The sequence below is a fragment of the Desulfovibrio desulfuricans genome, from assembly GCF_004801255.1.
GTDB lineage: Bacteria > Desulfobacterota > Desulfovibrionia > Desulfovibrionales > Desulfovibrionaceae > Desulfovibrio > Desulfovibrio desulfuricans_C.
Genome location: NZ_CP036295.1, coordinates 3,019,421 through 3,043,868, shown reverse-complemented (window position 1 = coordinate 3,043,868; position 24,448 = coordinate 3,019,421). Strand labels below are relative to the sequence as shown.

The 24,448-nt window shown below is 61.8% G+C and carries 17 protein-coding genes; 12 read left to right on the top strand and 5 right to left on the bottom strand.

Annotated features, from left to right (window positions below; genetic code table 11):
- Nucleotides 1-31: 31 nt before the first annotated feature.
- From DDIC_RS12810 to DDIC_RS12800, 3 genes are all read left to right on the top strand, one after another.
- On the top strand, nucleotides 32-2,047 hold the full coding sequence (locus DDIC_RS12810; RefSeq protein WP_247647487.1) for a methyl-accepting chemotaxis protein: 2,016 nt from the start codon (nucleotides 32-34) through the stop codon (nucleotides 2,045-2,047).
- A 442-nt stretch (nucleotides 2,048-2,489) separates the two neighbouring features.
- A complete protein-coding gene (locus DDIC_RS12805; RefSeq protein ID WP_136400799.1) occupies nucleotides 2,490-4,532 on the top strand; it encodes a methyl-accepting chemotaxis protein in 2,043 nt (680 codons plus the stop codon).
- A 147-nt stretch (nucleotides 4,533-4,679) separates the two neighbouring features.
- A complete protein-coding gene (locus tag DDIC_RS12800; RefSeq protein WP_136400798.1) occupies nucleotides 4,680-5,882 on the top strand; it encodes an alpha/beta hydrolase family protein in 1,203 nt (400 codons plus the stop codon).
- A gap of 129 nt (nucleotides 5,883-6,011) precedes the next feature.
- Here the strand turns inward: DDIC_RS12800 and mgtA are convergent, their stop codons facing one another.
- From mgtA to mtnA, 4 genes are all read right to left on the bottom strand, one after another.
- Nucleotides 6,012-8,774 carry a magnesium-translocating P-type ATPase gene (mgtA, locus tag DDIC_RS12795; protein WP_211088881.1) on the bottom strand — a complete coding sequence of 921 codons (2,763 nt, stop codon included), beginning with the start codon at nucleotides 8,772-8,774 and terminating at the stop codon, nucleotides 6,012-6,014.
- Nucleotides 8,775-9,052: 278 nt separating this feature from the next.
- Nucleotides 9,053-9,526, bottom strand: coding sequence for a C-GCAxxG-C-C family (seleno)protein (locus DDIC_RS12790; protein WP_136400797.1), 474 nt, complete (start codon nucleotides 9,524-9,526; stop codon nucleotides 9,053-9,055).
- On the bottom strand, nucleotides 9,526-11,514 hold the full coding sequence (locus tag DDIC_RS12785) for a TIGR04326 family surface carbohydrate biosynthesis protein (protein WP_136400796.1): 1,989 nt from the start codon (nucleotides 11,512-11,514) through the stop codon (nucleotides 9,526-9,528). Before DDIC_RS12785 ends, DDIC_RS12790 begins: the two co-directional genes overlap by 1 nt.
- Nucleotides 11,515-11,522: 8 nt before the next feature.
- Nucleotides 11,523-12,611, bottom strand: a complete 1,089-nt coding sequence (gene mtnA, locus DDIC_RS12780; protein ID WP_136400795.1) for an S-methyl-5-thioribose-1-phosphate isomerase — start codon at nucleotides 12,609-12,611, stop codon at nucleotides 11,523-11,525.
- Between the two features lie 334 nt (nucleotides 12,612-12,945).
- Here mtnA and DDIC_RS12775 point away from each other — a divergent pair, with 334 nt between their 5' ends.
- The 6 genes from DDIC_RS12775 to DDIC_RS12750 all read left to right on the top strand — a co-directional run bounded on the left by DDIC_RS12775 (nucleotide 12,946) and on the right by DDIC_RS12750 (nucleotide 20,848).
- The gene (locus tag DDIC_RS12775) at nucleotides 12,946-14,127 is read left to right on the top strand and encodes an aminotransferase class I/II-fold pyridoxal phosphate-dependent enzyme (protein WP_136400794.1); all 1,182 of its coding nucleotides are present in this window, start codon (nucleotides 12,946-12,948) and stop codon (nucleotides 14,125-14,127) included.
- A 420-nt stretch (nucleotides 14,128-14,547) separates the two neighbouring features.
- Nucleotides 14,548-15,897 carry a homoserine dehydrogenase gene (locus tag DDIC_RS12770; protein ID WP_136400793.1) on the top strand — a complete coding sequence of 450 codons (1,350 nt, stop codon included), beginning with the start codon at nucleotides 14,548-14,550 and terminating at the stop codon, nucleotides 15,895-15,897.
- Complete coding sequence (locus DDIC_RS12765) at nucleotides 15,894-17,081, top strand: ATP-grasp domain-containing protein (protein ID WP_136400792.1); 1,188 nt, start codon at nucleotides 15,894-15,896, stop codon at nucleotides 17,079-17,081. The genes DDIC_RS12770 and DDIC_RS12765 overlap by 4 nt, the downstream gene beginning before the upstream one ends.
- A 7-nt stretch (nucleotides 17,082-17,088) precedes the next feature.
- Nucleotides 17,089-17,502: a secondary thiamine-phosphate synthase enzyme YjbQ gene (locus DDIC_RS12760; protein ID WP_136400791.1), complete on the top strand. Its 414-nt coding sequence runs from the start codon at nucleotides 17,089-17,091 to the stop codon at nucleotides 17,500-17,502.
- Nucleotides 17,503-17,559: 57 nt separating this feature from the next.
- Nucleotides 17,560-19,248, top strand: a complete 1,689-nt coding sequence (locus DDIC_RS12755; RefSeq protein WP_136400790.1) for a cation:proton antiporter — start codon at nucleotides 17,560-17,562, stop codon at nucleotides 19,246-19,248.
- A gap of 337 nt (nucleotides 19,249-19,585) precedes the next feature.
- Nucleotides 19,586-20,848 (top strand): DNA polymerase IV, encoded by a 1,263-nt coding sequence (locus DDIC_RS12750; RefSeq protein WP_136400789.1) that lies wholly within the window; start codon nucleotides 19,586-19,588, stop codon nucleotides 20,846-20,848.
- 33 nt (nucleotides 20,849-20,881) lie between these two features.
- Here the strand turns inward: DDIC_RS12750 and DDIC_RS12745 are convergent, their stop codons facing one another.
- Nucleotides 20,882-21,646, bottom strand: a complete 765-nt coding sequence (locus tag DDIC_RS12745) for a TlyA family RNA methyltransferase (protein WP_136400788.1) — start codon at nucleotides 21,644-21,646, stop codon at nucleotides 20,882-20,884.
- Nucleotides 21,647-21,911: 265 nt separating this feature from the next.
- Between DDIC_RS12745 and rpmE the strand changes: the two genes are divergently transcribed.
- From rpmE to prfA, 3 genes are all read left to right on the top strand, one after another.
- A complete protein-coding gene (rpmE, locus tag DDIC_RS12740) occupies nucleotides 21,912-22,124 on the top strand; it encodes a 50S ribosomal protein L31 (protein ID WP_136400787.1) in 213 nt (70 codons plus the stop codon).
- 169 nt (nucleotides 22,125-22,293) lie between these two features.
- Nucleotides 22,294-23,208 carry a DUF1385 domain-containing protein gene (locus tag DDIC_RS12735; protein ID WP_136401143.1) on the top strand — a complete coding sequence of 305 codons (915 nt, stop codon included), beginning with the start codon at nucleotides 22,294-22,296 and terminating at the stop codon, nucleotides 23,206-23,208.
- Nucleotides 23,209-23,335: 127 nt separating this feature from the next.
- A complete protein-coding gene (gene prfA / locus DDIC_RS12730) occupies nucleotides 23,336-24,406 on the top strand; it encodes a peptide chain release factor 1 (protein WP_136400786.1) in 1,071 nt (356 codons plus the stop codon).
- Nucleotides 24,407-24,448: the final 42 nt, after the last annotated feature.

Genomic DNA, 24,448 nt, shown 5'->3' with positions numbered 1-24,448 from the left:
CTATATGGTCTTTCGCAGTATCAGAACAGCAATGTTGCTCGTAATCAGCCTTGTGGTGCTTGCGGTGCAGTCTGCGCTTGTGGTGGTGGTAACGCGCATGGGGGATGAGGCCAATCTTGTCGCGCGCACTCATGAGATGGACCTCACCGCCGACACGGTGGCCAAGTCGCTGGGCGATTTTGGAGCCCAGCTCAGCATGTTTGTCAACGGTGTTACCAAGCCGCCGCGCCTGCGCGAGTTTTTGCTTACCGGCGAGGACAAAAAAGGCGCGGAGGTTTTTCTTGCCGCCATGTCGCAGGCAGGCGCTGAGATAAACACGATGTACCTCTTTGACGCCTCGGGCAAGCAGCTTATCACCTGCGCGCAGGGCAAGGCCGGCAAACTCAGCGATCTTTCCGACCGGGAGTATATCAAGGCCGCCCTGGCAGGTAAGCCAGGCTTCAGCTCAGCGCCGACCAAGAGCATCGCCACGGGCAAACTTATCGTCAGCGTTACCGCCCCAATTTTTGACGACGCGGGCAGGGCCGTGGGCGGCGTGGGCATGTCCTACGACATCGACAGCCTGACAAACAACCTGAAGGGCATCACCCTCGGCAAAACGGGGCGCGTCACGGTTGTTTCTCCTCAGGGCGTCGTCATCAGCCATGAGAACAGCGAATTTATCCTCAAGGACATGTCGGACGAGGCGGGCATCCGTGACATGGTCAAGGCGTCGACCGGCAGCGGCGTGGAATTTTCGCGCGCTGGCGAAAAACGCATGCTCGCCTGGGATGTGGCCCCGCACTGGAACTGGCGCGTGGGCGTAAGTGTTGGCCGCGACGAAATTGAGGCCCCAGCCATCGAGCAGCGCAACGCCATGCTGCTGGTCGGCCTGGTGACCATTCTGGCGCTGGTGGGCATTTGCCTTTTTGCCCTGGAGCGAGTCGTGGTCAGCCCCTTGCGGCAGCTGCAGAATTTTGCCTCAGGCGTGGCGGGCGGCCATCTTGATTCCATCCTTTCCATCAGTCTGCGTAATGAAATAGGCAATCTGGCCGAAAGCCTGCGGGTGATGGTCGGCAGCCTCAAGGCTAAAATAGCCGAAGCGGACGAAAAGAGCGTGCACGCTCAGGAAGAATCCGCGCGCGCGGCCAAGGCAAAGGAAGAGGCGGAGGCCGCACGCCTGGCCGCCGAAAACGCCAAGGCCGAGGGCATGCTGCACGCCGCCACCCAGCTTGAGGGAGTGGTGGAAGCCGTCACCACCGCGTCTGAGGATCTCTCCGCCCAGGTGGAGCAGGCCAGTCGCGGCTCTGAACGGCAGACGACCCGCGTGGGCGAAACCGCCACCGCCATGGAAGAAATGAACGCCACCGTGCTTGAGGTGGCGCGCAATGCCGGGCAGGCAGCGGACTCGGCCAAAAACGCCAAGGGCAAGGCCGAGAGCGGCGCGGAAGTTGTGGAGCGTGTGGTTGCGGACATCAGTCGCATCCAGACCCAGGCCATGGAACTGAAAAAAGAGATGACCTCACTGGGCCAGCAGGCCGAGAGCACGGGGCAGATTTTGGGCGTTATTTCGGACATTGCCGACCAGACCAACCTGCTGGCGCTCAATGCGGCCATTGAAGCCGCACGTGCGGGCGAGGCCGGGCGCGGTTTTGCCGTGGTTGCCGACGAGGTGCGCAAACTGGCGGAAAAAACCATGACCGCCACCAAGGAAGTGGGCGACGCCATCCGCGATATCCAGACTGGAACCCGCAACAATGTGGGCAATGTGGATCAGGTGGTGGGCATGATCGACAGCACCACAAGCCTTGCGGGCACATCGGGCGAGGCGCTGCGCGAAATTGTGCAGCTGGTGGACGCCACGGCCCAGCAGGTGCAGTCCATCGCCACTGCGGCGGAGGAACAGTCCGCCACCAGCGAAGAGATCAACCACTCCATTGAGGACGTTAACCGCATTTCGCTCGAGACAAGCTCGGCCATGCAGCATTCCGCTACGGCAGTTGCAGAAATGGCCCAGCAGGCGCAGGTGCTGCGCGGGCTGATCGCCAGCATGAAGTCCGGGCGCTAAGCTCCGTAAGCGAGGATTGCAGCGGCAAACCTCGTGCTGCCGGTTTATTTAACCGGTTGTCATACAGTAAACGACCATGCCGATAAGCGTGACGACAAGCGGCCTCCGTGCAGACGGGGGCCGCTTGTCTTTTGGGGGGTACGCCAGTGTTTGCCGCGCGGCCAGGGTGCGTCCGGTCAGAACCACGGCGTTAATTATCTGAAAGCCAATGTTAACGCATGGGCAACACGCAGCCGAGCGGGCATGAAAATTAAAAGTCAGATAATTTGAAATATTATGTTATTTCAATATATAATATATAAATTTCGGGAATTGATATAATGGAATGTATATTGCAATGGCTCTTCATTTCCATATTTTAGATAACCAATGTGGTTTCCGAGCAAACGGCAGTGAACGGCCTGATAGCAAGTAATCTGTTTTGCAGTGAGGAGGCTAAGTTATGTCGGTACGCAGCATCAGACTGGCAATGATGCTTCTTGTGGGCAGCGTTGTTTTTGCGGTGCAGTCTGCCCTGATAGTTGTGGTAGCCCGGTACAGCCATGAGGCCAGTCTGACGTCAAGTGTTGATCAAATGCGGCTTTTGGCGGGCACCATTGCCAAGTCTCTGGGCGACTTCGGCGAGCAGCAGCAAATGGTGCTGCACGGCACGGTGCAGCAACCGGCGCTCAAGCAGTTTTTGCGTACCCGGCTCGACAACGGCGAGGCAGCTGGCGTGCTTGCGGCCATGTCGCTTTCCGCTGGCGAGGTAAATTCTTTTTTTCTGTTTGATACCGAGGGCACCCAGATCATCAACCGCGTGCACGGCAAGGAAGGCAGCCTCAAAAATTTTGCGCACCGCGAGTACGTGCGTGAAACCTTCAAGGGCAAGCCGGGCCTCAGCGATACCCCGTCCAAGAGCGCCATTACGGGCAAAGCCATCGTGGGCGTTGCCGACGCCGTCACGGACGAGTCGGGCAAGGTGGTCGGCGGCGTGGGCATGGCCTATTCCATCGACGGTCTGATGGAAAAATATATCAACGACATCCGGCTGGGCAAAACCGGATATCCCTTTATTGTGGCCCCTACGGGCGTAATGGTGGGGCATCCAGATAGCGGGCGGGTGCTGCAGGACGTCTCAAAGGAAGCGGGCATGGCCCGCGTTCTGGCTACGCCCTCCGGAGCGGAGGTGTTTACCCGCAATGGCGTGGAAAAGATGCTGGCCTGGGCCCCAGTGCCAGGCTGGAACTGGAAAGTCGTCATCACCATGGACCGCAATGAGATTGAAGCCTCGGCCAACCACCAGCGCAATATCATGGTCGGCGCGGGTGTTGTCGCCATTTTTCTGCTCGTGGGCATTACCCTTGTGGCTTTGGACAAAATCATCGTCAAACCCCTGCAAGAGCTGGAGGCCTACGCCCGGTCAGTGGCGGCCGGCAACCTTGACCGCAGCCTGACGCTCGTGCGGCGCAATGAAATCGGCAAGCTGGCGGACAGCCTGCGCAGCATGGTGGGCAGCCTCAAGGGCAAAATTGCCGAAGCCGATGAAAAAAGCCGCATCGCGAGGGAAGAATCGGACCGCGCGGCCAGAGCGACGGAAGAGGCCGAGGCCGCACGCCTGGCCGCAGAGCAGGCCAAGGCCGAGGGTATGCTGCACGCCGCCACCCAGCTTGAGGGAGTGGTGGAAGCCGTCACCACCGCGTCCGAGGAGCTCTCCGCCCAGGTGGAGCAGGCCAGTCGCGGGGCGGAAAGCCAGACGACCCGCGTGGGCGAAACCGCCACCGCCATGGAAGAAATGAACGCCACCGTGCTTGAGGTGGCGCGCAATGCCGGGCAGGCAGCGGACTCGGCCAAAAACGCCAAGGGCAAGGCCGAGAGCGGCGCGCAAGTTGTGGAGCGTGTGGTTGCGGACATCAGCCGCATCCAGGCCCAGGCCATGGAGCTGAAAAAAGAGATGACCTCTCTGGGCCAGCAGGCCGAGAGTACGGGGCAGATTTTGGGCGTTATTTCGGACATTGCCGATCAGACCAACCTGCTGGCGCTCAATGCGGCCATTGAAGCCGCACGTGCGGGCGAGGCCGGGCGCGGTTTTGCCGTGGTTGCCGACGAGGTGCGCAAACTGGCGGAAAAAACCATGACCGCCACCAAGGAAGTGGGCGACGCCATCCGCGATATCCAGACTGGAACCCGCAACAATGTGGGCAATGTGGATCAGGTGGTGGGCATGATCGACAGCACCACAAGCCTTGCGGGCACATCGGGCGAGGCGCTGCGCGAAATTGTGCAGCTGGTGGACGCCACGGCCCAGCAGGTGCAGTCCATCGCCACGGCGGCGGAGGAACAGTCCGCCACCAGCGAAGAGATCAACCACTCCATTGAGGACGTTAACCGCATTTCGCTCGAGACAAGCTCGGCCATGCAGCATTCCGCTGTGGCAGTTGCCGAAATGGCCCAGCAGGCGCAGGTGCTGCGCGGGCTGATCGCCAGCATGAAGTCCGGGCGCTAAGCCCGGCATCGCTGCTCCTGTTCAGGACCCCTCCTTTTGGCGGGGTCCTTTTTTTTGCAGCCGCCCGGTCTGCGCTGCCGGGGCGGGCTTGCAAATGTCGGCCGCACAGGTAGTGTGGAGCAAAGAACCACCCAACCCGGAGGCTCCATGCGGCAGACCACAAGCATTGTCATTTTGTTCATCTTGCTGGCCTTCAACGCCAATGCGGCGGACTACAAGGCGGTCGCTTCGGGCGTGCGCTACACGCACATCGGCGATTACAGCGCTGACCGGCTGGATAAAATTTTGTCGGCGGAGGTAGCGGCTTTCAGCAATTTTGCGGTGCAGTACCCCAAGGCAAAAAACGGCGTGCGCCTTTATAAGGTGCAGTATGCAACCGTGATCCCCGAGCAGGGCAACAGGCCCACGCTGGCCTCCGGTCTGGTGGTCGTACCGGAGACGGTGCAAAAAAAACTGCCGGTGGTTTCGTACCAGCACGGCACGGTATTTACGCGCACGGCCGTGCCCTCGCGGCCAGAAGAATCGGACGAAACACGCATTGTCTCCGCCCGTCTGGCCGGTAACGGCTATGTAGTTATCGCCGCAGACTACATCGGCAAAGGCGATTCAACCGAACCAGACAGTTACATGGTGCGCGAGGCCACGGTGCAGGCCTGCGTGGACATGCTGTTTGCCGCGCGCGCAGTGCTGGCCGATCTGGGCATTGAGGAGGACGGACTCTATCTCAGCGGCTGGTCGCAGGGCAGCTGGAGCACCCAGCAGTTGCGGCATAGGCTGGAGACGTTCAACATCCCGGTCAAGGCCGCCGCCACCGCCGCCACGCCAGCCGACCTCTATCTGCTGCTGACCCGCTGGATAAACAAACCCACGCCGCTTGACGCCACGTGGCTTGCGGGCAGCGTCATCCTGTTTACCTACTCGTACGCCTATTACTATGATATGCACGGCCTGCCGCAAACCGTCATCAAGCCGGAATACGAGGCCGCCTGCCGCAATTTTTACGAGAACAAAATCGGCTGGCAGCAATTGCAGGCGCAGATACCCGCCAAAATCGCCGACCTGGTGCAAGAGGATGTCATGGCCCAGTCATCGGCGGGCGTGAACGCGTTTTTCAGCAGATTGCGCGACAATCAGGCCTTCATGTGGCGCTCGGTGACGCCCTGCCGCTATTATTACGGCAAGGTGGATGAGGTCATGCCGCCCTATGTGTCCACGCTTGCCGTGGGCTACACCGAGGCTGTCGGAGGCGCCAAGGCCGAGGCCGTGTATGCTGGCGACGCCGCAGACCACCGGGGCGCGTTTCTTTACGGAGTGCGGGACCAGAAGGATTTTTTTGACAGCGCGCGCTGACAGTTGTGTTTGTTCCATGGCCGCAGCCGCCTGCATCAGGCGGATATGCCGGTGAACGGGCGTAGCGAACTTGGCGGACAGGTTTTCGCAACAGGCGGTCAGGGGTGTTGCCCCTGACCGCCCGCGCTTCTACAGCCAGGTGTTGTAGCGGCGCATAAACAGTCGCTTGACCAGCGTGGCAAGGGCCAGGTAGCCCGCCAGCACGGCGGCCAGCCAGGGAAAATAGGCGGCGGGCAGCGCGCCCATATCCAGCCCCTGACCCAGCCTGGTAAAGGGAATGGCCGTACCCACCGCAACGCCAAGGCCCGTGAGCAGGGTTACCTGCCATGCGGCGCGGCTTTGCAGCAGGGGGATGCCGGGCGTGCGCAGCATGTGGATGACCATGGTCTGCGTCCACAGTGATTCCACAAACCAGCCCGCCTGAAACAGGGCGGCAAAGCTGGCCTGATCGGCTCCGCTCATGGCGTGCCAGCCGCCTGCGGGCATGGCAACCACCGCCGGGCAGATAACCCAGAACAGCAGGGCAAAGGTTGCGAGGTCAAAGATCGAACTGGTGGGTCCCAGCCAGAACATGAAGCGCCGTATGCTGTCCGTGTCCCATGTGCGGGGGCTGCGCAAAAAGTCCTCGTCCACGTTGTCCCAGGGCATGGCCGTGCACGAAACATCGTACAGCAGGTTGAGCACCAGAATCTGCAGCGGCGTCATGGGCAAAAACGGCAAGAACACGCTGGCCGCCAGCACCGAAAACATGTTGCCGAAGTTGGAACTTACAGTAATCTTAATATATTTTATAATATTGGCATAGGTGCGGCGACCTTCCATAACCCCGGCCTCAAGTACGGTGAGGTCTTTTTCCAGCAAAATGACCCCGGCTGATTCGCGGGCCACGTCCACGGCGGAATCGACCGAAATACCCACGTCAGCGTTTTTCATGGCCGGGGCGTCGTTGATGCCGTCGCCCATGAATCCTACCACATGACCGTTGCCGCGCAGGCAGGTCACTATGCGGGCCTTCTGGCGCGGGCTCAGTTTGGCGAAGATGTCGGCTTTTTCCACCGCTTCCTTGAGCGCCGCATCGTCCATGCCCTCAATGTCCGCACCCAGCAGAATGTTTTTGCCGGGCAGGCCCACCTGACGGCACACGCTGCGGGTCACGGCGTCGTTGTCGCCGGTGAGCACCTTGACGCGTACGCCGTGCTCGCTGAGGGCGGCCAGAGCCCTTGAGGCAGAATCCTTGGGCGGATCAAGAAAAGCCAGATAGCCAAGCAGCACCATGTCTTTTTCGTCCGCTACAGAAAAAACGCCGCCCGGCGCGGACATGGTTTTGTGCGCCACGCCCACCACGCGCAGGCCGTCGCTGTTGTAGCGGCGCACGCGCTCCAGTATTTCGCTCTGCAGCTCAGGGGTGAGCGGCTCCACCTGCCCGTGGTATTCGGCATAGGCGCAGACGGTCAGCATTTCTTCCAGCGCGCCCTTGGTGATGATCTGGGTTTTACCCGTGGTGTCGGCCACAACCACGCTCATGCGGCGGCGGCTGAAATCAAAGGGTATTTCGTCCACCAGCCGGTATTCCTTGCGCAGGGGCTGCATGCTCAGCTCGTCGGCGTGATTGACAATGGCCGCGTCCAGCAGGTTTTTGAGGCCGGTCTGAAACCAGCTGTTCAAAAAGGCGTGTCGCAGCACGCGGGCGTCTTCCGTGCCGTGGATGTCGAGCGAATATTCGAGCACAATCCTGTCCTGGGTGAGCGTGCCCGTCTTGTCGGTGCACAGCACGTCCATGGCGCCCAGATTCTGGATGGCGTTAAGCCTGCGGGCAATGACCTTTTTGCGGGCCATAAACACGGCGCCGCGCACCAGATTGGCCGAGACCACCGTGGGCAGCATTTCGGGGGTCAGCCCCACAGCCACGGAAAGGGCAAAAAGCCCCGCCTCCACCCAGTCGCCCTTGGAAAAGCCGTTGACGAACAGAACCACCGGAGTCATGCAGGCCATAAAGCGCAGCAGCAGCCACGAAACGGAGTTGACCCCTTTTTCAAAGCTGGTGGGCGCGGAGGTGGCGGCGATCTGGCGGGCCAGCGAGCCAAAAAGCGTTGCGCCGCCCACAGCCAGCACAAGACCGTAAGCTGCGCCGCTGACCACGTTGCTGCCCATGAAGGCCAGGTTGTTGCAGTCCAGCGGCGAAGTTGCCGCCACGTCGGCAGGCAGGGCGTGGGGAAATTTTTCCACCGGTTCGCTCTCGCCCGTGAGTGACGACTGGCTGACAAAAAGGTCTTTGGCCCGCAAAATGCGCATGTCGGCAGGTATCATGTCGCCTGCGGCCAGGCGCACCACGTCGCCCACCACCAGCGAGGTGATGGGCAGCTCCTTGCCCTCGCCCTCGCGCACGACCTCTATGGTTGTCTTGACCAACGATTCAAGGCGGGCCACGGCGTTGCCTGAGCGGGATTCCTGCACAAAATGCAGCACGCCGCTGATGCAGACCATGACCGCCACAATGATGACGGCGGTGAGGTCTTTTTCATCCGCGGCGACCAGCAGGTAATCGGTAAAAAACGAGATGCAGGCCAACAGCAGCAGTACAACGCTGAAGGGGTTGATAAACGAGGTAACCAGGCGTTTGGGCAGGCTGTCCTTGCCCTTGGATGCGATGATGTTGGCGCCGAACTTGTGGCGCATGCCATGCACCTGATGCCGCGAGAGCCCGTCAGGCGAAGAACTGAACGACTGCAGCGCCTCGTCGGGATCAACACGTGCGGCGTCAAGCATGCGGACTGCGGCCTGGCGCACCAGATCCGCGACAGACGGCGAAGCGACGCCGTGCCCTTTACGGGAGGAAAAAAACCGGCCAAACGGCGCGGTCATGCCATGCGGCAAAGAAGAGCGCAGAACCATAAAATCTCCTGGGGCACGCACGCGGCGTTGCCCGCAGGAAGATTATCAGCGGCGGGAACGGGCGGGCGTGGAAAGAGTGGTGCGACGTAAACTGTCAGGTTCCGAAGGGGAACTGTGGCAACTGTCGGACGACATGAAGGATGCTCCTTCCACTAGGGTTGAGGGTGAAAGCCCGCCAGGCGGCAGGCGTGTTGCATGGGCAGGGCTGTTGCAAACCATGCCTGGGCGCAACCTATTCGTTACGGGCGGTCTTGTCAAAGTGGGGCATTATGCCCCCCTTATTCTCCGCCACCGGCTTCAGAAGCCGAAATTCTGCGATTGGGCTCAGCCGAGAGCGCCATCGCGTCAAGAAAGTCATGCAAAAGACATATGGCGTCTACAGAAATGGATTCGCACAGATGGGGCGGGTCGTTGGGGTGGATGCCGCCGGGGCGCAGATCCTTGCAGGCAAGGCTGGAAAAACGCTCGGTAAAAAGGGCCGCGTAGCGGGCGCACAGATCAACGATATCTCCTTCATCCTTGCCAAGCTCTGCGCCGCGCAGCCCGATCAGCAGCAAGCCGCCTTCCATCAGGCCGCACTGGCCGCCCGTGCCGCCAGCGCCGTGGCAGCCCACAGCGGCGGCGTACACCTGCGGGTGCAGAGGTTCCTGCAGCATGCTTTCAAGGCAGCGCAGCGTGGTGCGCGCGCAGTTGAGATCCCTGTCCCAGTAATAGTGGCGCACAAGGGCGGCCATTCTGTCGTGCGTATTCATTACTTGTCTCTCAGGTGCAAAAGTGTTTTCCATTTGGGCAGATCTACGTCCAGGTCCAAATATGCTGGCGCAAGGCGCAGCGGCGCTGCTGTCTGCAGGGCGCGGGCCACATCGTCCACGCCGCCGGTGCGCGGCAGGCTGTCTACGTCTTGCAGGGGGCAAAGATCAAAGTCGTCTGTGGGCAGCATGGCAATAACGGGCAGCCCCTTGATGGCAGCCTCCAGCGTGACCGTGGTGGAGTTGGAGGCCCACACCACCACGCCCGGCACGAGCTGGTCGGCAATGGGGCCGTCCACAACCATTACCTCGCTTGCGCGGCGGCCCAGCAGGGAGTTAAGCCGCTCCTGCACTGGCAGATAGGGGTGCGGCTTGACCCGGATGCTCCAGCCCTCAAGCAGGCCCGCGTGCAGCGAGCGGGCAAGCAGGGCCAGATGGGCTTCGGTTTCGTCCGCAAAAAAACTGGTCACAACCAGCAGCTGCCGGTGCGCGGCGTCGCTGGCTTGCGGCGGTTGCGCGCTGTTGTCCACAAGGTAGAGGTAGCGCAGGGCCTCGACCCCGTCCAGCCTGTCGGCAGGAACCCCTGCCTCGCGCCACTGCACGCAGGCCGACTCGCCGTTGCCGCGCACGGCATCGGGCTGAAAGGCCGCCAGCTCGCCCGTAAAGGTGCGCGGATCGTCAAAAAAGCGAAAGTCCGTGGGCCGTATGGTCGAGTGCTGGGCCCCGATGACCGGGCCGTTGCCCGCCGCGTGGACGGCCTGGGTGAGCATGCGCTCCCAGGGGCAGTTTTCCAGAGGAAACAGCGTCCAGCGCTGCGGCCCGGCCAGCGCCTCATAGCGCTTGAAGGCCTGCTGCTGCAGGCAGCGCTCAAGGCAGCGCCAGCCACGGAACGATTCCGCCCAGTAGGGGCCAAGATACGGCCAGAAATCAAGATGCGAGCCGGAAAAGTGAAAACCCGCGCGGGCCTGCTTTTCGATGCGTAGGCTGGTCAGGCTCAGGCGCGCGTAGCGGAACAGCGCGGCGACAAGATCGCCTGTGGTCAAAAATTCTTCAAGGTAATGAAAGCTTGCGCCGTCCTTGCCTTCGTGCCGAAAACGGTCGCGTAGGGCAATGCACTGGGGCAGGCTGAGCTGCGGCGCGGGAAAGCGTATAAAAAGCCAGCGCACAAAATGCCCGCCGCCGCTCCGGGCCCCAGTTTCCGCCTGGGCGGTCTGGTTGAGGGCGTCGTGCAGATTCTCCCAGTAGCGGCTGCGGTAGCGGCCATTTTCCGCCGCCTTCATGTCCACATTGGGAAAGTAGGTCACAATGGTGGCCGCCTGCCCTGTAACGGGCGGCAGCGCCTGCCGGGTAGCCGTCTGCGGCAGGAGGCGGCGTACTGTCCACCACCAGTGGGCGTAGCGGGCCAGCGCGCGCAGGGGCGGGGGCGTGGCCTCGTAGAGCCTGCGCAACAGGCTTTTGGCCGGGGCTGGCGGCGTGGGGGCGTCGCAGCTTTGCGCGTACAGGCGGTGGCCGGTGCGGCACATCTGCGCCAGCGCACGTCTGAGGGCGTCGTCCCCGCCAAAAACCCGCAGGGACGCAAAGCAGCCTTCATCCATCAGGCGTTCAAGAGCGCGCAGTTTGTAAACAGTGTAGAGGCCGGGGGTCATCTTGGGGTGACGCTCGTACAGGAGCGAGCACCACCACATGGAAAGCCTTTCGCCGCCCCGGAGCCAGTGTTGCACTTCGCGGCCCGCGATGGGCAGACGGCCCATATCGTGGCCCCAGGTCACATGCTCGGCGCGGATGGCCTTGAGCTCGCCGCGCAGTCGGGCCGAAAGCGAAATTTCGCCCGCAGGGGCCTCCCAGCCGTCCCAATGCGCGACGACGCGCTCGGGCAGGGGGCCGCCGGTTGCGGATTCCGGCTTGCCGCCGGACCCGTAACCGGGCGCGGTGCACAGGGCTCGCGCAGCTTCGGGCAGGGCCGGGCCTATGACAAGAACAAGCTCCTTCATACAGGCCCCTAACGCTCCTCGGTTGCGGAGTTTTCGGCTTCGGACGCTGCGCTGGCCTCGTTGAGGGCCGCCCAGATGGCAAGGCCGTAGGGCGGCTGCAGCACGCCTTTTTCGGTGATGATGCCGGTGATGAGCGCCGCAGGGGTCACGTCAAAGGCAAAATTGTACACGGGCACATCCACAGGGGTAAGGCGCTTGTCGCCCACATGGGTGACCTCGCGCTCGGGGCGCTGCTCGATGGGGATGCCGCTGCCGTCAGGGGTGCTTGGGTCGATGGTGGAGAGCGGCGCGGCCACGTAAAAAGGAATATTGAAATGCCTGGCCAGCAGAGCCACGCCATATGTGCCGATTTTGTTGGCCGCGTCGCCGTTGGCAGCAATGCGGTCCGCGCCTACCACCACGCGCTGCACAAGGCCCTTGCTCATCAGCAGGGCGCAGGCGTTGTCGCAGGCCACGGTAACGGGGATGTTGTCCTTGTGCAGTTCCCAGGCGGTCAGGCGGGCGCCCTGCAAAAAGGGGCGCGTTTCATCGGCAATCACCTTGATGCGTTTGCCCTGCTCGACGGCCCCGCGGATAACGCCCAGCGCCGTGCCGTAGCCCGCCGTGGCCAGGGCCCCGGCGTTGCAGTGGGTAAGCACGGTGTCGCCGTCCTTGAGGCAGTCCGCGCCAAAGCGGCCCAGGGTTTTGCAGGCTTCCACGTCTTCGGCCTGCATTCTGGCCGCCTCGTCAAGAAAAACCGTCAGCAGCGATTCGCGGTTGCCGCCGCCGTTGTTTATGGCCCTCCACCAGCATTTGCGCATGCGGTCCACGGCCCAGCGCAGGTTTACGGCGGTGGGGCGGGCGTTTGCCAGTCGGTCGAGGAGTTCCTCAAGCTGGGTGGCCCAGTCTGGCCCGCTGGTTTCGTTGAGGGCCAGCGCGCAGCCCCAGGCGGCGGTGACGCCTATGGCGGGCGCTCCGCGCACAACCATGGTTTGCAGCGCGTGCACGATGTCGTCTGTGCTGCGGCAAACCACGTCCGCTTCTTGTTCCGGCAAGAGGCGCTGGTCAAGCAGATGCAGCGCGATATTTTGCCTGTCAAAGCGAATGTGGTCTTCCATGGGGTTCCTCCGCATAAGTGCAATGTATTTTTCGAAGATACACGAGTACGCCATGAAGGCAAAGCGCGACAAGCGCCCTTGCGCCGATAACGGCACAAAAAACATGCCGCGCCAAGGAGTTCGATGCCCCGCAATGCTTTACAAACATGCGCACGGCTGGCTATGCTGTGGTATGACAAAATCGTCTTCAACGTGTTGTGAGCGCGTTGAGGGCGCACTGGCTTCCTGTGAGGCTGCGCGGCAGGGCGGAGTCCATGCCCGCACGGTGCGGGCGTGACCTTGTCGCGGCACTGCAGGAAAGACTGCATGTCGATCAAATGAGGAGCTATCAGACATGGAAGAGTTTTCGCGGATTCGCCGCCTCCCCCCCTACGTTTTTGCGGTGGTGGGAGACCTGAAAATGCGGCTGCGTCGGCAGAATATCGACATCGTGGACTTCAGCATGGGCAATCCGGACATAGCAACGCCCGCACCCATCGTCGACAAGCTTGTTGAGGCAGCACAAAAGCCGGTGAATCACCGCTACTCGCTTTCGCGCGGTATTCCGAACCTGCGCAAAGCCATATGTGATCGCTATGCCCGCCACTACGGCGTGCAGCTCGACCCCGACAGCGAAGCCATTGTGACCCTGGGTTCCAAGGAAGGCCTCGCCCACCTTTCGCTGGCCATTCTTGAGCCCGGCGACGTGGTGCTTGCCCCCGACCCGACCTACCCCATCCATAAGTATGCGCCTATCATTGCCGGCGCAGATGTGCGCAGCGTGCCCATCGGTCATGGCCGCAACTTTTTTGAAGACCTTGAGGCAGCCATGCGTCAGGCATGGCCCAAGCCCAAGGTTCTGTTTCTCTGCTATCCGCACAACCCCACCACGGAAGTGACGGACCTGGAATTTTTCCAGAGGATCGTCGAGTTCGCCAAAGAAAACAAAATCTGGGTCGTGCACGATCTGGCTTACGCCGATCTGGTCTTTGACGGCTACAAGGCCCCCAGCTTTTTGCAGGCCAAGGGCGCCAAGGAAGTGGGCGTGGAATTTTACTCCCTGTCCAAGAGCTACTCCATGCCCGGCTGGCGCGTGGGTTTTGGCGTGGGCAACAAAAACCTTATCCACGCCCTTGCCCGCATCAAGAGCTACCTTGACTACGGCATGTTCCAGCCCATCCAGATCGCCTCTACCGTGGCCCTCAACGGCCCGGAAGACTGCGTGCACCACATCCGCGACGTGTACCAGGAACGGCGCGACCGCCTCATTGAAGGCCTGAACCGCATCGGCTGGGAAACCCCCTCGCCCAAGGCAACCATGTTTGTGTGGGCGCATATTCCCGAACCCTTCCGCAAGATGGGCTCCGTGGAATTTTCCAAGTTGCTGCTGCAGGAGGCCCACGTGGCCGTGTCGCCGGGTCTGGGCTTTGGCTCGTACGGTGACGAATTTGTGCGCTTTGCCCTGATTGAAAACGAGCACCGCACGCGGCAGGCTATCAGCAGCATGCGGCGGCTGTTGTCGGGAGTCTCCGACTAGCCTCCGCGCCTTTTTGCTTCCGGCGGCGTCAGACGGTCTTTTTATTCCGGTGGAGTCGTAAGAGTACACTTCCTGCATAAAAAGCCCGCCGCCCTTGCCGGAAAGCAAAAATTCGCAGGATGGAAAGCAGGTTTTGCAAGCATCTTTTGCCCCCTGGACAGCGTCAACGGCCCGTTTCAGTCCAGGTATGCACCAGCTTACTATCCTTGGCCTGAAACGGGCCGTTTTCTTGCCAGGGAACAAAAGCTCGCTTTCAAAAACCGGTTTTCGGACGGGATGAGACGAGGCCAGAATAACTGAAATCGGCGGGGTCGGGACTAGTTCCGGCCCCGCCGCCGCAACCATAAGGCCGCACATGGCCAACAACCGCGCAGGCCCGCGGCGGACACACCGGGGTTAGGCAGCAGATTGGGAGACGACATGACAAAGAACAGCGACAAACCCCTGGTGGTAGGCCTTGCGGGCTTTGGTACCGTTGGCGGCGGCCTTGTGCGGTTGCTTGACGAAAATGCCGATCTTATCCGCCGCCGCTGCGGGCGCGGCATCGTGCTCAAAAAGGTTCTGGTGCGCAACGCCACCAAGGCCCGCAGCGCCCAGCTGCCCGCAGGAACCGAGCTGACCACCGACTATCGCGCCCTTACGGACGACCCCGAAATCGACGTGCTGGTGGAGCTTATCGGCGGCATCGACAACGCCCGCACCATCATCGACCGCGCTCTTGACCAGGGCAAACACATTGTCACCGCCAACAAGGCCCTGCTGGCCGAAGAAGGCCTTGCCCTGTTCCAGAAGGCCGACCGCAAAAAGCGCATCCTGCGCTACGAGGCCAGCGTGGCCGGGGCCATCCCCATTGTCGAAACGCTGAAAGAAAGCCTCACGGGCAACCGTATCGAGTCGCTCATGGGTATTTTGAACGGCACGAGCAACTATATTCTGTCTGAAATGACCAGCAACGCCATGGATTTTGACGTTGCGCTCAAGCAGGCCCAACAGCTGGGCTACGCCGAGGCCGACCCTACGCTGGACATCGACGGCCACGACGCCGCCCACAAACTTATTTTGCTCATCCGTCTGGCCTATGGGGTGCATTATCCCTATACGGCGCTCTCGGTGCGCGGCATTCGCGGGCTTTCCGGCATGGATATCCGCCTTGCGCGCGAGTTTGGCTACCGTATCAAGCTCATTGGTCAGGTGCGCGAGGTGCCCTGCCCCGAGGACAAACAGGGCGACGACAGCTGCGGCGAGGGCAATATCCGGCTTGAGGCCGGGGTGTTCCCCGCCCTTGTGTACCACAAGTTTTTGCTGGCCCGCGTGGGCGGCGTGTACAACGCCGTGCGTGTGGACGCCAACGCCTCCGGCCCGTTGTTTTTCCACGGGCGCGGCGCGGGCGACCTGCCCACCGCAGGGGCCGTGCTGGGCGACCTGCTGGCCGTTGCCCGCGACGAGCGGCCCAACAATACCGGCTTTGTCTGCAAGGAGCTGCCCAAGGCCTCCATTGTGCCGCCCGAAGAATGGCGCTCGTGCTACTATGTGCGCGTCATGGTGCAGGACGCCCCCGGCGTGTTGCGCGACCTCTCGGGCTGCATGGCCGCAGAGGGCATCAGCATGGCCCAGGTTATCCAGAAGAGCGACGAGGGCAACGGCGTGCCCCTGGTCTTCATGACCCACGAAACCACGGCCCGCGCCATGAGCGACGCCCTGCAGCGCACCATGGACGCGGGGCTGCTCAAAGAATCCGCGGTGTACTTCCGCGTGTTGGGAGGCGCATGATAATTTTTGACGAACCATATGTCTCGCCGGAGCTGCAGGAATACGCGGCAGCCCGGCGGGAACCGGTGCTCGACAATGCCGTGGCGCGGGACTTGTCCCGCGCCCGCGCTCTTTCAGGGGCCGCGCCCCTGAATCTGGTTGCGGAGGCCGACTTTGCCGCACTGTGCCGGGCGGACGCAGCGGGCGGCGCGCCCCCGCGCATCTACACCTGCTCAGAAAATTCACTGGCCTGGGTCAGCGCCCATGTGGACAACCCCCAGCTTGTGGGCAGCATCGAAAAACTCAAAAACAAAGCCTTGACCCGCGAGCTGCTGCGGCCTCTTTACGACGACTATTTTTACCGCAGGCTCAGCCTTGACGCCCTGCGGCATCTGCCCTTTGAAGAGCTGCGCCTGCCCTGCGTGGTCAAACCTGCGGTGGGTTTTTTCAGCCTTGGCGTGCGCATTGTGCGCGACCGGGCCGACTGGCTCGCCGCGCTGGCCGCCATTGAACAGGAGGCCGTCCACTGGCGCGATCAGTACCCCGACAGCGTGGTGGACAGTGAAGACTGGCTTATTGAAGAATACATCGACGGCGACGAATTTGCCGTGGACGTGTATTTTGACGAGCAGGGGCAGGCAGTTATCTGCAATGTTTTGCGGCACGAGTTTGCCTCGGCCTCGGACGTGAGCGACCGCCTGTACTACACGGGCGCTTTGGTCGTGCGCGCGCATCTTGCGGAATTTGAAGGCTGGTTCAACCGGGTCAACGCCCTGCTGGGCCTGCGGAACTTTCCCACGCACGTGGAGCTGCGCCGCGACGCCCATGGACGCATCCGGCCCATTGAATTCAACGCCCTGCGCTTTGCGGGCTGGTGCTGCACCGACGTGACCCTGTTTGCCTGGGGGTTCCACACCTACGGCTGTTTTCTGGAGGGGCGGCGGCCAGACTGGGATAAGGCCCTGGCCGGGCGCGAGGGCAAACTGTACACCCTCATTGTGCTCAACAAGCCCGAAAACTGCCCGCCCGTGCGCAGTTTTGACTACGACGCGCTGAGCCAGGGTTTTGCCCGCGTGCTGCACGTGCGCAAAAGCGACTTTACGCGCTACGGCCTGTTTGGTTTTCTGTTTACCGAAACACCAGAAAATGCGCGGCAGGAGCTGGACCGCATAGCAAGCTCGGACCTGCTGGAATTTACACGCTGAGGCAGTTGTGGAACATCTTGAAATAACCACACGCAGCCGTTGTGAAATGATCGACATCACCGCCGAGCTGCGCGCCCTGGTACGCGGCAAGACAACCGGCGGTCACTGGCAGAGCGGGGCCTTGGCCCTGTTTTGCCCGCACACCACCTGCGGCCTTACGGTCAACGAGGGGGCCGACCCCGACGTAAAGCGCGACATGTTGTCCTTCTTTAGCCGCCTTGCGCCGGAGCACGGCGATTACCGCCATGCCGAGGGCAACAGCGACGCACACATCAAAACCACGCTGCACGGGCCGTCCCTCTTGCTGATTGTGGAAAAGGGCGAGCTGCGCCTTGGCACGTGGCAGTCTGTTTATCTGTGCGAGGGGGATGGCCCCCGCCGCCGCACCCTGTGGCTGCAGTGGCTGAAGTCCGACGAGTAGCGAGGGCGTTCAGCTGCTTGCGGCCTGCCTTTGCATGGCCCCAAAGGAGCACCATCCATGCCCCATGACGTAAATCTTATCCTTACGCTTGCCGGAGGGCTTTCCGCCGCTCTGGTTCTTGGTTTTATCACCCAGAAACTGCGCCTCTCGCCCCTGGTGGGCTATCTGCTGGCGGGCATCATCGTGGGGCCGCATTCGCCCGGTTTTGTGGCCGACGCCTCCACAGCGGCCCAGTGCGCCGAGATTGGCGTTATCCTGCTGATGTTCGGCGTGGGTCTGCATTTTCACCTCAAGGACCTGCTGGCCGTGGGCTTCATTGCGACCGGCGGAGCCGTGGTGCAGATTTCCATGGCTACCGCGGCCAGCATGGGGCTGTTGCATCTTTTGGGTTTTGATTTGCTGTCGGGCGCGGTGTACGGCATGGCCATCGCCGTCGCCAGCACCGTTGTGCTCACCCGCGTGCTGGCAGACAACCACGACCTGCACAATCCCACGGGGCATGTGGCTCTTGGCTGGCTGGTGGTGGAAGACATTTTTACCATCCTGCTGCTGGTGTTGCTGCCCTCGGTGCTGTCGCCCGGCGGTCAGTTCTGGAGCGCGTTGGGCATGACCCTGCTCAAGTTGGGGGCGCTCTCGGTCTTTACGCTGGTGGCCGGGCAAAAGCTGATTCCGCTTTTTCTGGGCTATGTGGCCCGCACGGGAACCCGCGACCTGTTTACCCTGGCGGTTCTGGCTCTGGCCCTGGGCATCGCCGTGGCGGCAGCCCAGTTTTTTGGGGCGTCCATGGCGCTTGGCGCGTTTTTGGCGGGCATGGTGGTGGGGCAGTCCGAGTTCAGCGCTCGCGCCGCCGCCGAGGCCCTGCCCCTGCGCGACGCCTTTGCCGTGCTGTTTTTTGTTTCTGTGGGCATGCTGTTTGACCCTGCCTCGCTGTTGCAAGACTGGCCCCTCATGCTGGTAACCCTGCTGGTGATTATGGTGGTCAAGCCTCTCGGGGCGCTGCTGATGACAAACCTGTTTCGCAAACCCGCCAGACTGGGACTGCCCGTTGCCGCATCGCTGGCGCAGGTGGGCGAGTTTTCGTTCATTCTTGCCGGGCTTGGTATCAGCCTGGGGGTTTTTGACCAGCGGGTGAACAACGCCCTTATTCCGGCGGCCATCATTTCCATCACGTTCAACCCCATGCTCTACCGCAAGGCCAAGGAGCTGGCCCAAAAATGGGAAAACCGCAAGCACGGCGACCATGCCGAGCATGACGCCTGTCTGGTTGCGCCGGGCGAGGGCGACCGCGCGCTGGTGGTGGTAGTGGGCTACGGCCCGGTGGGGCGTAGCTGTTGCAGCATCTTGCGGCACGGCGGCATGCTGCCTGTGGTGGTGGAGATGAACATCGACACCGTGCGGCAGCTGCTGGGCGAAGGGCTGCCCGTGGTGCACGGCGACGCCATGCAGGCCGAGGTGCTGCGCAAGGCGGGTCTGGAAAAGGCCGAGGCCCTGTTGCTGACCTCCGTCAGTATTGCTGCGGGCGAAGTGACCCACATTGCCCGCTCCGTAAACCCGCACGTGCCCGTACTGGCCCACACGGCCTTTGTGAGCGAGGCCCGGTCGCTGCGCGGGCAGGGCGTGGACGCCGTGTTCAGCGGCGAGCGCGAGGTGGCGCTGGCCATGGCGGAACACTTGCTGCGCACGGCGGGCGCGCCTGAGGTTTATGTGCAGTCTGAGTTGGCACGCGTGCGCGAAAAGCTCGACTAGTCGCGGTTCACATAAGGCTCTTTTGTTCTCCGGCTGCGTCAGAACGGTGTTTTGCGAGGAGTGTACCATAAATCGTTGCTGTCTTTATTCGTAGCTTCCTGCGTCGCAACGACTAACGCGAGTACACTCATTGCGTAAAAAACAGTTCTTCCTTGCCGGAGGGCAAAATCTCTCTTAGGTGAGCTGCGACTGCCATCATTGCGGGTTGCTGTCCTGAAACGGGCCTTTCCCTTGCCGGAGGGCAAAATCCATCTTTTAAACCTGTATTGACGAAATAAAAAAGTAGCCTGTAAAAGCTCGCCTTACCTCGCAGTGAAGCCAGCCCTGGAATATTGCCATGATCATCCACATAGACATGGATGCCTTTTTTGCATCGGTAGAGCAGATGGACGAACCGTCCCTGCGCGGCAAGCCCGTGATTGTGGGGGGTGAGCAGCGGGGCGTGGTTTCCACCTGTTCGTACGAGGCGCGGGTCTTTGGCGTGCATTCGGCCATGCCCATGGCCACGGCCCGCAGGCTCTGCCCGCAGGCCATCGTGGTGCGTGGCCGTTATGAGCGCTATGCAGAGCTCTCGCGGGCCATCATGGCCGCGCTGGGGGAGTTTTCGCCTCTTGTGGAGCAGGCCAGCGTGGACGAGGCCTATGTGGACGGCAAAGGGCTTGAGCGCCTTTTTGGCTCGCTGGAGGAGCTTGTTTTGCGCATGAAGGCTCGCGTGCGCGAGGTCACGGGCGGGCTGACCTGCTCCGCCGGGGTGGCCCCGGTAAAGTTTCTGGCCAAGATATGCTCGGACATCAACAAGCCCGACGGCGTGTATATTTTGCGGCAGGAGGATGTGGACGATTTTTTGTTTACCCTGCCGGTGGGCAAAATACCCGGCGTGGGCAAGCGCATGGTGCAGAGCCTGCAAGGGCTGGGCGTGCGTACTGTGGGGCAGCTGCGCCGCTACAGTCAGGATTTTATGGTGCGCAAATACGGCAAGTGGGGCGGGGTGCTGTATGAACGCGTGCACGGGCGCGATCCGCGCGGGGTGGAGACGGAGCGGACCGCCAAGAGCGAAAGCGCGGAGTGCACCTTTACGGAGGACACGCGCGACCGCAAGTTTTTGCAACGCATGCTGCTGGCGCATGCCGAACGTGTGGGGGCCTCGCTGCGGCGGCACGGGTATAGGGGGCGCACGGTGACGCTCAAGGTCAAGTTTGCGGATTTCAGGCAGATCACCCGCTCGCGTAGCCTGCCGGAAGGCATAAACGCCACGGAAACCATCTTTGATGTTGGTTGCGCACTGCTGCGCGAGCTGCAGCTGCCCCAGCCGGTGCGGCTCATCGGGCTTGGGGTTTCCGGCTTTGACGCGCCGGTGGCCCAGCTGCTTTTGCCGGGCGCGGTCAAGCCCGCCACGCAGGGGCTGGACCCGCAGGTTGAAGCCCGGCGGCAAAAGCTGGACGCGGCCCTGGACGATTTGCGCGGCAGGTTTGGCAGCAAGGCCGTGCAGCGCGGGCGGCTGTTTACGCCTGCGGTAAAAAAAAGCGTCGCCACGCCCGCCCAGCCTGATGAAGAGGACGGCGCCGCGTCAGACAGCGACCCTCTGACGGATAATGATTAGCCTGCCCTGCGGGCGGCGAGTCGCTCCCCTGCGCTAGCCCTGCCGCGCAAACAGGGCCATGTATTCCTGATTGCCCTTGGGGCCCTTGATGGCTGCGGGCAGCACCCCCTGACAGGCAAGGCCCAGATTGGCCTGGGTAAACAGCAGTATCTTGTCCACCGCGCGCTGCCGGGCGGCCTCGTCGCGCACAACGCCCTTGACGGTCTCGCCGGGCCCAAGCTCGAACTGCGGTTTGATGAGCGTGGCCAGCATGCCGCCGGGCTTGAGCCAGGGCATGCACGAGGGCAGCACCAGGGTGAGCGAAATAAAGGAAACATCCGCAACCACCAGATCGACCATCTCGGGTATGAGGCTTTGGTCCGCGTGGCGCAGGTTGACGCCCTCAAGGTTGATCACCCGCCCGTCGGCGCGCAGGCGTTCGTGCAGCTGGTTTTTGCCCACGTCCACAGCGTAGACCCGTGCAGCGCCCCTTTGCAGCAGGCAGTCGGTAAAGCCCCCGGTGGAGGCCCCGGCGTCGAGGCACACAAAGCCGGACACATCCAGCCTGAAGTGTTCAAGGATGGTCAAAAGCTTGTAGGCTCCCCGGCTCACGTAGCGCTCCGGCTCCAGCAGGGCAAAGACCGTGTCGGCGGCAAAAGGATGCCCAGGCTTGGGAACAACCTGCGGCGGCGCGCCGGGCACGGTTTGCTCAAGAATGATTTTGCCCGCCATGATAAGGCGGCGGGCCTGCTCGCGGCTTTCGGCAAGACCCTGCTCAAAGACGAGCTGGTCGGCGCGTTGTCTGGGTGATTTTGGCATGGAGGTCTTATATCTGCTTGGCGGCGCAACCACAAGAAGGGTATGGTGAGACGTCCCCGCAGGGAGTGCGACGGGGCCGCAAAAAAATTGCGGCAAGCCCGCAAAACCGTTTTATGCCCAAGCCTGTGCGCCGCACTTGCCAAAGAAGTAAAAGAGCGCTATATAGCTTGCCCTTGTGCGGCACTATGTCGCGCCAAGGGTAAAACGCGCGGGCGTCCGAAATGCTCAACAAGCCGGATTATGCCGCGTTCACGAGGTAGCTGTCATGAAAAACGATATCCATCCCAAAGTGTTCAACGCCACCATTACCTGCGCTTGCGGCAATGAAGAGCACGTGCTCTCCACCAAGGGCGAACAGGTCAACGTGGAAGTTTGCTCCGCTTGCCATCCTTTCTTCACCGGCAAGCAGCGTTTTCTTGATACCGCTGGTCGTATCGACCGCTTCCGCAAGAAGTACGCTAAGTTTGACCAGAAGTAAGCAAGGGTCGGGCCTTTACCGGGATTCCAGCTCTGGCATGACGCCCGAAAGTTCGCGGCGGGCAGGCTTGCGGCAAATCGCGCCACGCACCATGTGCGCCAGCGGTGTGCTGCGGCTTGCCCTCGCTCTTTTGACTGCGGAGTGCGCCCCGGTGGGCGGTCAGGCCGTCATGGAAGGCGTGATGATGCGCCACGGGGACGTCTACGGGCTGGCGGTGCGCCAGGCCGACGGCGGCATTCGCGCCATGCGTTGCCCGTGGTTTTCGCTCACGAGCAACCCGCTGCTCAAAAAACCTTTTTTGCGCGGGTTTCCTGTGCTGCTCGAAACCCTCGTCAACGGCATCAAGGCGCTCAACCGCTCGGTTGAGGCGGCGGCCCAGAGCGAGCAGGAGGAAATCTCCGGCTGGCATCTGGTGCTGACGCTGGTCATGGCCCTGCTGATGGCGGTGGGACTTTTTGTCGTCGTGCCGCATCTGCTTTCGCTGGGCATGATGTGGCTGCGAGTGGGCGGAGATGTGGAAGGGCTTTCGTTCCATCTCTGGGACGGCTTTTTCAAGTGCTGCATCTTCATGGGGTATATCAAGGCTATCTCGTATGTGCCTGATATCCGCCGTGTTTTTCAGTACCATGGGGCAGAGCACAAAACCATCCATGCCTACGAGGCCGGTGGCGATGTGGATGCCGCAAATGCCATGGGCAAAAGCCGCCTGCACCCGCGTTGCGGAACCACGTTTTTGCTGTTTGTGATCAGCATTTCCATATTGCTGCACGCGGTGCTGGTTCCCCTGATGCTGCACTTCTACACGCCGCAGGGCGAGGTGGCCAAGCACGCCCTGACCATTGCGGTCAAGCTGCTGCTGATGGTGCCCATCAGTGCGCTGGCCTACGAGCTTATCCGCTATGCGGCCAGGCTGCGCGAGGGTTTTTGGGCGACCATTTTGCGTGCGCCCGGGCTTGCCCTGCAACGGCTGACCACCTACGAGCCTGACGAAAGCCAGCTTGAGGTGGCGGTAGTGGCCCTGCGCGAGGCCCTTGGTCCCGACGACGGCGCAAGGGTGCACACCGTAGCCTACACCGCGCAATAGCGCAGCCGTCCTGCTGAGCGCTCCCGGCGGCGCTGCTTGCGGCAGTGCGGCCACGTCGGGCGGCCTTTTGGGCTGACAGCGACGCGTCTTTTTTCGTTTTCCGTCCACAGCGTGTTGGAGACACCATATGTTCGCCAAATTGGAAGGTCTGGAAAAAAAGTTCATGGAGCTGGAGCACGCTCTGGCCGAGCCGGATGTGTTCAACGATCAGGAACACTACCGCAAGCTCACCAAGGCCCATGCCGATCTGCGTGAAATAGTGGAAATGTTTCGCCGCCACCGGGCATTGATGCAGGAGCAGGCTGAAAACAAGCTGCTGCTGCGCGACGAAGACCCCGAAATGCGCGAACTGGCGCAGGAAGATCTGCGCCGTATCGAAGCCGAACTGCCGGAGGTTGAGCAGGAGCTCAAGCTCCTGCTGCTGCCCAAGGACCCGCTGGACGAAAAAAACACCATCCTTGAAATTCGCGCTGGCACAGGCGGCGAAGAAGCGGCCCTGTTTGCCGCCGACCTTTTCCGCATGTATACGCGCTATGCTGAAATTAAGGGCTGGAAGGTGGAAATGTTGAGCGAGTCGGCCTCCGAATCGGGCGGCCTCAAGGAAGTCATCTGCCTTATCAGCGGCAACAGGGTGTACAGCCACCTCAAGTTTGAGGCAGGCACTCACCGCGTGCAGCGTGTGCCCGCCACCGAGGCGCAGGGCCGCATCCACACCTCCGCCGCCACCGTGGCCGTTATGCCCGAGGCGGAAGAAGTGGACGTGGAGATACGCCCTGATGACCTGCGCATCGATATTTACCGCGCTTCCGGCGCTGGCGGCCAGCACGTCAACAAGACGGAATCGGCCGTGCGCATCACGCACCTGCCCACCAACACCGTGGTGACCTGTCAGGACGAACGCTCGCAGCACAAAAACAAGGCCCGCGCCATGAAGGTGCTGGTCTCGCGCATCCTGGCCGCAGAGCGTGAACGGCACGATTCCGTAATATCAGCTGACCGCAAGTCGCAGGTGGGTTCGGGCGACCGCTCCGAGCGTATCCGCACCTACAATTTTCCACAGGGGCGCTGCACGGATCACCGCATCAACCTGACCCTGTATTCTCTGGACCGCATCATGGAAGGCGAAATCGAGTCTCTGGTGGTGGCGCTGAGCACCGCCGCCCAGGCGGATGCCCTCAAAGCCCAGGCCACAGACTAGCAGCCTGCAAAAGTATACATCAGTAAAAAAGCCCGCATGAAA

What these genes read in the sequence shown, in the direction of transcription:
- DDIC_RS12810 (WP_247647487.1), top strand. Translation starts at nt 32, where the DNA reads ATGTTGCTCGTAATCAGCCTTGTGGTGCTTGCGGTGCAGTCTGCGCTT.
- DDIC_RS12805 (WP_136400799.1), top strand. Translation starts at nt 2,490, where the DNA reads ATGTCGGTACGCAGCATCAGACTGGCAATGATGCTTCTTGTGGGCAGC.
- DDIC_RS12800 (WP_136400798.1), top strand. Translation starts at nt 4,680, where the DNA reads ATGCGGCAGACCACAAGCATTGTCATTTTGTTCATCTTGCTGGCCTTC.
- mgtA (WP_211088881.1), bottom strand. Translation starts at nt 8,774, where the DNA reads ATGGTTCTGCGCTCTTCTTTGCCGCATGGCATGACCGCGCCGTTTGGC.
- DDIC_RS12790 (WP_136400797.1), bottom strand. Translation starts at nt 9,526, where the DNA reads ATGAATACGCACGACAGAATGGCCGCCCTTGTGCGCCACTATTACTGG.
- DDIC_RS12785 (WP_136400796.1), bottom strand. Translation starts at nt 11,514, where the DNA reads ATGAAGGAGCTTGTTCTTGTCATAGGCCCGGCCCTGCCCGAAGCTGCG.
- mtnA (WP_136400795.1), bottom strand. Translation starts at nt 12,611, where the DNA reads ATGGAAGACCACATTCGCTTTGACAGGCAAAATATCGCGCTGCATCTG.
- DDIC_RS12775 (WP_136400794.1), top strand. Translation starts at nt 12,946, where the DNA reads ATGGAAGAGTTTTCGCGGATTCGCCGCCTCCCCCCCTACGTTTTTGCG.
- DDIC_RS12770 (WP_136400793.1), top strand. Translation starts at nt 14,548, where the DNA reads ATGACAAAGAACAGCGACAAACCCCTGGTGGTAGGCCTTGCGGGCTTT.
- DDIC_RS12765 (WP_136400792.1), top strand. Translation starts at nt 15,894, where the DNA reads ATGATAATTTTTGACGAACCATATGTCTCGCCGGAGCTGCAGGAATAC.
- DDIC_RS12755 (WP_136400790.1), top strand. Translation starts at nt 17,560, where the DNA reads ATGCCCCATGACGTAAATCTTATCCTTACGCTTGCCGGAGGGCTTTCC.
- DDIC_RS12750 (WP_136400789.1), top strand. Translation starts at nt 19,586, where the DNA reads ATGATCATCCACATAGACATGGATGCCTTTTTTGCATCGGTAGAGCAG.
- DDIC_RS12745 (WP_136400788.1), bottom strand. Translation starts at nt 21,646, where the DNA reads ATGCCAAAATCACCCAGACAACGCGCCGACCAGCTCGTCTTTGAGCAG.
- rpmE (WP_136400787.1), top strand. Translation starts at nt 21,912, where the DNA reads ATGAAAAACGATATCCATCCCAAAGTGTTCAACGCCACCATTACCTGC.
- DDIC_RS12735 (WP_136401143.1), top strand. Translation starts at nt 22,294, where the DNA reads ATGGAAGGCGTGATGATGCGCCACGGGGACGTCTACGGGCTGGCGGTG.
- prfA (WP_136400786.1), top strand. Translation starts at nt 23,336, where the DNA reads ATGTTCGCCAAATTGGAAGGTCTGGAAAAAAAGTTCATGGAGCTGGAG.